This is a genomic window from Nonomuraea sp. PA05 (genome assembly GCF_008086045.1).
Lineage (GTDB): Bacteria > Actinomycetota > Actinomycetes > Streptosporangiales > Streptosporangiaceae > Nonomuraea > Nonomuraea monospora.
In genome coordinates this window covers 154,507-162,978 of the sequence record NZ_VSEY01000033.1, presented here as the reverse complement: position 1 = coordinate 162,978, position 8,472 = coordinate 154,507, and the positions used below count along the sequence as shown (strand labels likewise).

Annotated in this window: 9 protein-coding genes and 1 tRNA gene; 5 read left to right on the top strand and 5 right to left on the bottom strand. The window is 70.1% G+C overall.

What is annotated here, in order from left to right; all coding sequences use genetic code 11:
- Nucleotides 1–664: hypothetical protein (locus FXF51_RS41390; RefSeq protein ID WP_222871688.1), on the top strand; the 664-nt coding region annotated here is incomplete at its 5' end.
- A 7-nt stretch (nucleotides 665–671) separates the two neighbouring features.
- On the opposite strand, the gene FXF51_RS41385 is transcribed toward FXF51_RS41390, so the two are convergent.
- The gene (locus FXF51_RS41385) at nucleotides 672–914 is read right to left on the bottom strand and encodes a hypothetical protein (protein ID WP_148440224.1); all 243 of its coding nucleotides are present in this window, start codon (nucleotides 912–914) and stop codon (nucleotides 672–674) included.
- Entirely contained in the window at nucleotides 911–1,138 is a 228-nt protein-coding gene (locus tag FXF51_RS41380; protein ID WP_148440223.1) for a DUF6158 family protein, read from the bottom strand. Before FXF51_RS41380 ends, FXF51_RS41385 begins: the two co-directional genes overlap by 4 nt.
- A gap of 96 nt (nucleotides 1,139–1,234) precedes the next feature.
- Between FXF51_RS41380 and FXF51_RS41375 the strand changes: the two genes are divergently transcribed.
- From FXF51_RS41375 to FXF51_RS41360, 4 genes are all read left to right on the top strand, one after another.
- Entirely contained in the window at nucleotides 1,235–2,167 is a 933-nt protein-coding gene (locus FXF51_RS41375; RefSeq protein WP_148440222.1) for a LysR family transcriptional regulator, read from the top strand.
- Nucleotides 2,168–2,251: 84 nt separating this feature from the next.
- Nucleotides 2,252–3,697: a S1 family peptidase gene (locus FXF51_RS41370; RefSeq protein ID WP_148440221.1), complete on the top strand. Its 1,446-nt coding sequence runs from the start codon at nucleotides 2,252–2,254 to the stop codon at nucleotides 3,695–3,697.
- A gap of 227 nt (nucleotides 3,698–3,924) precedes the next feature.
- Nucleotides 3,925–3,998 (top strand) — tRNA-Ile (locus FXF51_RS41365).
- Nucleotides 3,999–4,215: 217 nt separating this feature from the next.
- On the top strand, nucleotides 4,216–4,500 hold the full coding sequence (locus FXF51_RS41360; protein WP_148440220.1) for a hypothetical protein: 285 nt from the start codon (nucleotides 4,216–4,218) through the stop codon (nucleotides 4,498–4,500).
- Nucleotides 4,501–5,117: 617 nt separating this feature from the next.
- Here the strand turns inward: FXF51_RS41360 and FXF51_RS41355 are convergent.
- Genes FXF51_RS41355 through FXF51_RS41345 form a run of 3 tightly spaced genes read right to left on the bottom strand, consistent with a single transcriptional unit; the run spans nucleotide 5,118 to nucleotide 8,362 of the window.
- Entirely contained in the window at nucleotides 5,118–6,101 is a 984-nt protein-coding gene (locus tag FXF51_RS41355) for an ABC transporter ATP-binding protein (RefSeq protein ID WP_187414857.1), read from the bottom strand.
- Nucleotides 6,094–7,158, bottom strand: coding sequence for a FecCD family ABC transporter permease (locus tag FXF51_RS41350; RefSeq protein WP_222871687.1), 1,065 nt, complete (start codon nucleotides 7,156–7,158; stop codon nucleotides 6,094–6,096). Before FXF51_RS41350 ends, FXF51_RS41355 begins: the two co-directional genes overlap by 8 nt.
- The gene (locus tag FXF51_RS41345) at nucleotides 7,142–8,362 is read right to left on the bottom strand and encodes an ABC transporter substrate-binding protein (protein WP_187414856.1); all 1,221 of its coding nucleotides are present in this window, start codon (nucleotides 8,360–8,362) and stop codon (nucleotides 7,142–7,144) included. Before FXF51_RS41345 ends, FXF51_RS41350 begins: the two co-directional genes overlap by 17 nt.
- Nucleotides 8,363–8,472: the final 110 nt, after the last annotated feature.

Sequence of the window (8,472 nt, the reverse complement as noted above, 5' to 3'; positions counted from 1 at the left end):
CGGCTCCCCGAGGGGGGGGGGGCGGGGCTGGCGGGGGGGGGTTTCCCGCCCGGGGGAGGGGGCGGCCGGGCGGGCGGGGGGCGTGCCCGCCCCAGCGGACGCCCGCCTCTGGAGCACCGCCGCCGCCACCCCGGACACGGTCGTCACCTGGCAGCGGGCCAGCATGACGCCGCAGGACGCGGTGCGCTGGCACGAGCTGGGCGCCGCCCCGCACGACGCCGCCCGCAGGCACCTGGCGGGCGAGCGCCCGCGCCGGATCCCCTGGCGGGCGCGGCTGGCCGCGCCGGAGCCCGCCGAGCCCGCCCACGAGGTGGTGGAGGTGCTGCGGCGGCTGCTGCGGGCAGGCGTGCCCGCCGACGTGGCCCGCGCCTACGCCGACGCCGGATGGGACGGGGCCGAGGCGGCGGAGTGGGCGCGGCGCCGGGTGGATCAGGGGGACGCGCGGGTGTTCCGGGCGCTCGGCTTCACGGCGGCCGAGGCTCGCGCGACCGGGCGGCCGGCGGTGGAGGTCATGGCCGCCTGGTGGGGCGCCGTCCCGCTGGAGGAGGTGGCGGCGTGGTGCGCGGCCGGGCTGACGCCCGGGGAGGCGGCCCGGCAGCGCGCGTCGGGCGTCACGGCGGAACAGGCGTCCGTCCTGCGGGCCCTGTCCGCCTTCGGCCAGTGACGAACTCTCAGTACTCGACCTCGAACGTGTGCGGCCCCAGCCCGTAACCGTCGCCGTACGGCACCACGTACCCCTGCTCCATCAGCCGCGTGAGGCTCGCCCGCACCTCCTCCTCCGTCAGGCCGGCCGCCCGCACGACCCCGCCGAGCTCGGCGCCGCCGCCGCCCGACTCCACGGCCTGGGAGGCGACGGCCTCGTACACGTAGATGTCCAGGTCCGAGAGGGCCTGAACGTCGTGACCTTCTGTCATGAGCGCTGCCTCGCTCCCTCCCTCAGCCGCAACGGGTCGACCTCGCGGTCGGGGTAGCGGCGGAGGTATTCGGCCTCCAGCTCGTTGGTGCGGGAGGTGTGGCGGTCGAGCGCGTCGTCTGACCCGTGGAAAAAAGTATCGCTCCGGGTCGTGTGCAACTGGCGCAGCTCGCGAACCAGATCATCGTCGCTGAGCTGGGCCGGATCGATTCCCATGGTCGTCATGCGCTCCCCCTACCCCAGGAACCCCCGACCAATATCTGTCACAATTCCTGACATAAAGGCATTGTTTGTAAGAGATCGTCGCCTTACCTTCCCGTTATGGACCTCGAGCTCAGGCACCTCAGGATCGTCCGCGCGGTCGCGGACGCGGGAAGTGTGAGCAAGGCCGCGTCCCTGCTCGGGCTGGCACAACCGGCCCTGACCGCACAGCTCAAGCGCATCGAGAGGGTGCTCGGCGGCGCCCTCTTCGAGCGTGACCGCCACGGCGCCAGGCCCACCCGCCTCGGCGAACTCGTGCTCGCCAGAGCACGCGTCCTTCTTCCCGCTGCCAAAGAACTGCAGGACGAAGCCGTACGTTTCGCTCACACCCCCTCCCCCGGCTTCCGCATCGGCGCCACGAACGGGCCGATACTCGGCGGGCTGGTCGACCGGCTCGCCGCGGAACGGAAGGTCAGCACGTACACGTCATGGTCGACGCACGAGCTGAACAGCATGGTCGAGCTCGGCCGCCTCGACTACGTGCTGACCGGGGCCTGCGGCGACTCCGGCACCCCCACCGGCACGCTGTTATGGGAGACGATCAGCCTCGATCCCGTCTTCTGCCTGGTCGGAGAGGAACATCCGGTGGCCAAGGAGAAGGAGGTGGAGCTGGCCGACCTCGCCGGAGAGCAGTGGGCGGTGACGCCGGGCGACGGCTGTTTCGCGGACTGCTTCGCGATGGCCTGCGCGCGAGCCGGGTTCACGCCTGGCACGATCTACGAGACCGACGTGCCCACCTGCGCCCACCTCGCGCAGGTCGGACGGGCCGTCGTGCTCTGCCAGGCCACCCACCAGGCCGCCCAGGGGCTGATCATGGTGCCGCTCGCGGGCGCGCCACTGCGCTGGCGGCAGCTCCTCGGCCGCCACCCCACCGCGCCCGAGGCCGCCTGGGTCGTCGGTCAGGCCAAACAGGCCCACATGGACGCCGTACGCAGGAGCCCGGTCTACTACGACTGGCTGGTACGAAATCCGGGTTACGGCACCGCTCCATAACACGGCGATAGGGGCAAAGTAATACTCCTCCGCGTCTGGGACCGCCGTTACCGTGACGGCACCCCCAGCAGCGAGGAGACACCCATGCTCCGCACCCCGGCGCTGATCGCGGTCGCGATCGGCGCGTTACTCGTGACGACGGCACCGGCCGTCGCCACCGCGAAACCACCGTCAGGCGTGGTCGACGCCCTGCAGCGCGACCTCGGCATCAGCAAGGAACAGGCGATCAACCGCCTGTCCAACGAGGCCCGCGGGAACGCCGCCGCACCGGGCCTGAGCAAGAAGCTCGGCGACCGCTATGCCGGAATCTGGTACGAAGGCGCAGAAAGCGCGCTCGTCGTGGCCAGCACGTCCGCCGCCGACACGGCCGCGATCACTCGCGCCGGCGCCACCGCCCGCGTCGTGCCGCGCTCGTACGCGCAGCTCACCGCGGCCAAGGAAAGCCTCGACCGCACCGCCCCGCCGGCCTCCGTGCACAGCTGGGCCGTCTCCCCGCAGAGCAACTCCGTCGTCGTCCTGACCAGCGACGAGCAGGCCGCCCGCACCTGGGTCGCGGCCAGCGGCCTCTCCGACCCCGCGGCCGTGACGTACGAGGCCTCGGCCGAACGCCCGCGCCTGTTCTACGACATCCGCGGCGGGGACGCCTACTACACCTCGGACGGCTACCGCTGCTCCATCGGCTTCGCCGCCAGGCGCGGCACCCAGCTCGGCTTCACCACCGCCGGCCACTGCGGCGCCAACGGGATCACCACGACCGGCTTCAACCGGGTGGCGCAGGGCACGTTCCAGATCTCGTCGTTCCCGGGCAACGACTACGCCTGGGTCGCCACCAACACCAACTGGACCGCCCCCGGCGTCGTCAACGGCTACAGCGCCGGCATCCTGCCCGTCCGCGGCTCCGCCGTCACCCAGCCCCAGGGCTCCATCTGCCGCTCCGGCTCCACCACACAGTGGCACTGCGGCACCGTCCAGGCACTCAACTCCACCGTCAACTACCCGGAAGGCACCGTCTCCGGCCTGACCCGCACCAACGTGTGCGCGGAAGGCGGCGACTCCGGTGGATCGTTCATCTCCGGCGACCAGGCCCAGGGCATGACGTCCGGCGGCTCCGGCAACTGCTCCGTCGGCGGAACCACCTACTTCCAGCCCATCGGCGAGATCCTCTCCGTGGGCGGCCTCACCCTCGTCACCTCCGGCGGCACCGACCCGCCGCCTCCCGGATGCCAGGGATACGAGGAGACGTACAGCGGATCACTGACCTCCAACCAGAACGCCTACCAGCCGAACGGCTCCTACTACCAGGCGACCGTCTCCGGTACGCACGCGGCCTGCCTCGATGGGCCCGCCGGGGTTGACTTCGACGTCTACCTGCAGAGGTGGAACGGGGCTTCGTGGGCCGTGGTGGCCAGCGGCACCAGCCCCAACCCTGACGAGACCATCACCTACAACGGGGCTGCCGGGTACTACCGGTACCGCGTGCACGCTTACAGCGGGTCCGGCTCTTACACGCTTGGCCTGAACCGTCCGTAGGGATCGGTCGTTCTTGGCGGACGAGCGGCGAGACGCGGGTCCTGACTGCCTGCGCTTCGTTGCTCGTCCGTCTCTGGTTGGGGGTGGGGGCGTGGGATGATGTTGGTAGAGGGCCTCTTTGTCCGGTCGGGTGGGCGCCATGGACGGGGTTGATGCTCTAGCCTTAGCTTGCGGTGGGCTTGGTGTGATCCTTCTGGGGCCTGCTGTGTGGTGCATAACTTCATCTAGGGGCGGTAGCTCAGCCGGTCAGAGCATCGGACTCATAATCCGTGGGTCGTGGGTTCAAGTCCCACCCGCCCTACCGATATCACCGCAGGTCAAAGGGCCTGTTTTGGTCGATTTTCCCCGATGTTCCCGCATCTCGCCATGCTGCAGTCGGCGTTCGATCATCTCCGCGCGTCCCCGTCGCCCACCAGTCCCGGCGTCCGTCACCATGCCACCAGTACGTCAAAGGGGGCGCGGGTGGCCAGAGTCATAGAACGCACGGCCAAGAACGGCGCGAAGTCCTGGCTGGTCAAATGGCGCATCGGCGGGGCAGGAACAGCAAGGAAGACTTCGAGACCTGCTACGACCGCCAGGTCGCCGATGACTTCGCCTCGCTGGTCACGCTCGGCGGCGAGAACCGGCCGCACGGCTACCCCAAGGGCTGCCACGGCATCGAAGACCCGAACTACGACCCTATGCAGGACCTTGAGATGCCGAGCTTCGAGCAGTACGCCCGCCACAACTACGCCACCCGCCTCGGCGCCTCCCCTTCCCGACACGTGATCAAATCCGTCGGGACGCACCGCGTCCGGCCCTAATCCGCCAGGTTCGAGCCGGTGTCAATATCAAGGACGTAATAGCGCCGGTTCCTCGCGTACTCCTTTCCGCCACGCTCGCCGGGCCTACGCCATCTGGCAGTGCTGGCGCACCCCGGCTTTGTCAGGGCTGCTCCCACCCTCCCCAGCATCACCTGGATCAGGCTGCCCTCGGCTTCACCACCCTGCTGCGACAGGACGATGGTGGGGGTCTCACCCCCCACTCGAACTCACAGCGCCTCATGGCGCAGTTGATCAAATTGACAGGTCCCGAGCTGACGAGTTCTCCACCGTCATGCTGGCCGTGCATCGTGCCGAGCCCATGCCGCAACGGCGGCACATCCCTTCTCCACCACGTCGATGCTCGGGGCAGGCCCACCCCGGCACACGCAGGACGGCCGTCGGCGAACGAGCAACACCAGAGGCGGCCCGCGCCATCGGCCCGCCTGCATGAGCCCAGGCTCGCGATGCATCCTCGCCTCGGCCACGAGCAACCACCACGGCCGCGCCAAAGCACGAGTCCGGGACATCACGGCCGGAGTGGGAAGGATCATCCTCCGATCGCCTGACAGCGGGCATGGGTGGGACGACGCGCCTGCGGCCGCTGGACCTACCCACGGTCATCGGCCGTCTCGCAGATAGGAGACCAGTGTCGCCACCGAGCCTAACTCGTGGGGACCGACCAGCCAGCGGCCGGGCGAACGCACCTCGACTGTGATGTCGGCGTGATGCTCTCTGATGCGGTATCCGGCGCGCTCCACCGCACGGGAAGTCCAGGCCAGCAGGTCGGCCGGGCAGTCGTGCGGTGCCGTGATGCGTGCGGTGGCCAAGTGGCGGGTGTCCCAGGTGAAGGTGCCGGTTCGTGGGTCGAAGGCGGCGGCATCGTTGAGCATGTGCTCCAGGTGTCCGGCCAGCCCGATCTCTTCCGGTGCGCCGCTGGCCAGCTCGTGCTCGGGAGTGATCAGCCAAACCGAGTCGGCGTGCCGCAGCATGTGCTCGACATCGTGGGTGGACATCAGGACGGCCAGGCCGTGCTCGTGCGTCAAGGAGAGCAGCAGTTTGATGAGCTGCAGCCGGGCGGCCACGTCGAGGAACGCGGTGGGCTCGTCCAGCAGCAGGACGGACGGTTGCTGGGCGAGTGCCCGCGCGATCATCAGGCGCTGCCGCTCGCCGTCGCTGAGCTCCGACACCGGCCGGCCGGCCAGGTGCCCGGCGTCGGTGGTGTCCAGGGCCTGCTCGATCACGCGCCGGTCGGTGTCGTCGAGCCGGCCGAACCATCCGGTGTGCGGGGCGCGTCCGAGTGCGACGAGGTCGTAGCCGCGCAGTTGTCCGGCGGCGACCCGGTCGGTGAGGACGATGGCCAGCTCGGCGGCGAGCTCGCGAGGGGAGAGGTCGGTGATGGGCCGCCCGCGCAGGTCGATGCGCCCGGCGAGCCGTGGCTGGGCACGGGCGAGGGTGCGCATCAGGGTGGACTTGCCGATGCCGTTCGCGCCGATCAGGCAGGCCAGCTCCCCGGCATGCAAGGTGACGTTGACGTCCGAGAGCACGGCGCGGCGGCGGTAACCCACCGTCAGGTCCGTGGTGGCCAGCCGTACGTCAGACACTGAAGCCTCCGCCGGTGCGGTTGATCCGCAGGAGAACGTGGAGCACGACGGGCGCGCCGAGCAGGGCCAGGGCGGCGTTGAGTGGCAGCATGAGCCCGGTTCCAGGAAGCTGAGCGAAGATCGCGGCGGCCAGGGCGATCATCGCGCCGAGCAGCGCCGAGCCGGGGATCAGCAGCCGGTGGTCGGCCGTGCCGAGCAGGCCCCGTGCCAGGTGCGGTGCGGCGATGCCGAGGAAGGCGATCGGCCCGGTGTAGGCGGTGACCGCGCCGGACAGCAGGGCCGTGGCGGCGATGGCGACGATCCGTACCCGCCGCGGGGACAGGCCCATGCTCTGGGCGTACCGCTCCCCCAGCAGCGACACGTTCAGCTGTTTGACGAAGAGGGTCAGCAGGAGTGTGCCCGCGGCCACGACGGCGGCGAGGACGGGAAGCTGGGCGGATTTCACGCCCTCGAAGCTGCCGAACTGCCACTGGGTGAAGGCCACCACGGCCTCGGGCCGGGCGAAGAACACCAGCACGTTGGTGATCGCGCCGAGGAAGGCTCCGACCATGATGCCCGCCACCAGGACGATGACCATGTTCCGCACTCGTCCGGCGATGGCCAGCATGACCAGCAGGACGGCGAACGCGCCCAGGGCGGCCGCGCCGACGACGCCGAGCCCGTGCAGCGGGGCGAGTCCCGCCAGCAGCGAGGCGCCCACGCCTGCGGTCGCGCCCTGCGGCAGCAGGAGCAAACCCACGCCCAGGCCCGCTCCCGAGGTGACGCCGAGCACGTACGGCTCGGCCAGGGCGTTGCGGAACAGCGTCTGCATGGCGAGCCCGGCCAGGCCCATCGCCGTCCCGGCGAGGACCGCGGTCGTCGCGCGGGGCAGGCGCAGTCCGAGGACGATCGCCCGCCAGGTCCTGCGGGCCGGGTCCTGCCCGCGCAGGATGGCGATGACCTCGTCCAGCGGCACGCTGACCGACCCCCAGGCCAGCGTGGCCAGGAATGCGGCCAGCACACCGGCGGCGAGCACGGCGAGGACGACGGCGCGGCGCAGGCTACTCGGCCGGAACATGCTTGACGAACTGGAGCTCATCGCCGCTCTTCAGGAGTTCCGGGTGCAGGAGGTTCACCATGTCGCGCAGGATCAGGTCGGCCTCCAGCGCGCCGTTGAGGAAGTAGTCGGCCCCTCGGGCTCCCACGCGATGGAACGTTCTGCCGTTCTCCAGGGCGGGCAGGCGGGCGAGCCGGTCGTCGCCGGCGATGTAGTCGGCTCCCGTCTTGTGCTTGGGGAAGAAGACCAGATCCATCCAGTAGTCGGTGTCGGCTCCTGCGTCGAGGAACTTCTCCAGTGACAGGGTCGCGATGCCGCCGCCGGGCAGGTCAGGCACCGGCTCCGCGCCGGCCTCGCGGATGAGCTGGGGCTCGAACCGCTCGCGCTGCCTGGTGGTCACCGACCCCGACTCGCCGACGGTGCCGATCAGTACCTTGGGTTTCTTCTGGCCGGCGACGTGCGCGTCGATCTGGGCGCGCAGCTTCAGGTAGCGCTCTTCGATCGGGTCGAACACCTGCTGGGCCCGCTGCTCGGCGTTGAAGAAGAGCGACAGGAACTTGATCTGCTCGGCCGCGCCGAGCGGCGTCTCGGAGTAGGGGAAGTAGAAGACGATCGGGATGCCGAGCTCTTCGATCTTGCTGAAGGTCTGGTCGTCCCCGGCGTAGTTGGTGTAGAAGTCGGGATCGGCGTCGGCCAGCGCCTCGTAGTTGACCTCGTACCCGATCTCGGCGACCTTGCCCGCCTTGATCCGCTCGGCGATCTTCGGCAGGTAGGGCGCCTCGACGTCCCCGATGAACGGTTCGGCGTAGCCGACGAGCGCGTCGGCCTTGCCGAGCTTCTCCAGCGACGCGTACAGGACGCTGCCGCCGTCGGCCATCGTCCTGACGGGGACCTCGATGACGGTGGCGCCCGCCAGCTCGCCGGTCAGCTCGGGTCGCGGGGCGCCGCACTGCAGCAGCACGTAGGTGCTGTCGATCTCGCGGCTTCCGGCCTTCGCGTGCCCGCCCGCCGCCTGCACCGTCGTCTTGAGCACCTTGTACGAGCGCTCGTAGCGGACCTGCCAGCCCTTGGCGTACTCGGCCTTCACCTGGTGGGGGAAGTAGTTCTTCTCGGCCGAGAACTCCGTCACGCAGCCGGGCCGCCCGGGCGCCGCCCGGGGCGGAGGGCCGGCGGCTCCGCACGCGGTGAGCCCGGCGGCCAGGAGTGCGCAGAATAAGCGTTTCATCCATTTTCTCCTCTGCTGTTGCACACCCGCGGGTGCCGGGTTAGCGTCCTTGAACATGACAACGGTTATCAAACCTGCGTCGACTCGGCAACGGGTTGCCCCCTTGACTC

Excerpts from the sequence above, each read along its gene's own strand:
- FXF51_RS41345 (WP_187414856.1), bottom strand. The coding sequence starts at position 8,362 with ATGAAACGCTTATTCTGCGCACTCCTGGCCGCCGGGCTCACCGCGTGC.
- FXF51_RS41385 (WP_148440224.1), bottom strand. The coding sequence starts at position 914 with ATGACAGAAGGTCACGACGTTCAGGCCCTCTCGGACCTGGACATCTAC.
- FXF51_RS41380 (WP_148440223.1), bottom strand. The coding sequence starts at position 1,138 with ATGACGACCATGGGAATCGATCCGGCCCAGCTCAGCGACGATGATCTG.
- FXF51_RS41350 (WP_222871687.1), bottom strand. The coding sequence starts at position 7,158 with ATGTTCCGGCCGAGTAGCCTGCGCCGCGCCGTCGTCCTCGCCGTGCTC.
- FXF51_RS41370 (WP_148440221.1), top strand. The coding sequence starts at position 2,252 with ATGCTCCGCACCCCGGCGCTGATCGCGGTCGCGATCGGCGCGTTACTC.
- FXF51_RS41375 (WP_148440222.1), top strand. The coding sequence starts at position 1,235 with ATGGACCTCGAGCTCAGGCACCTCAGGATCGTCCGCGCGGTCGCGGAC.
- FXF51_RS41360 (WP_148440220.1), top strand. The coding sequence starts at position 4,216 with ATGGCGCATCGGCGGGGCAGGAACAGCAAGGAAGACTTCGAGACCTGC.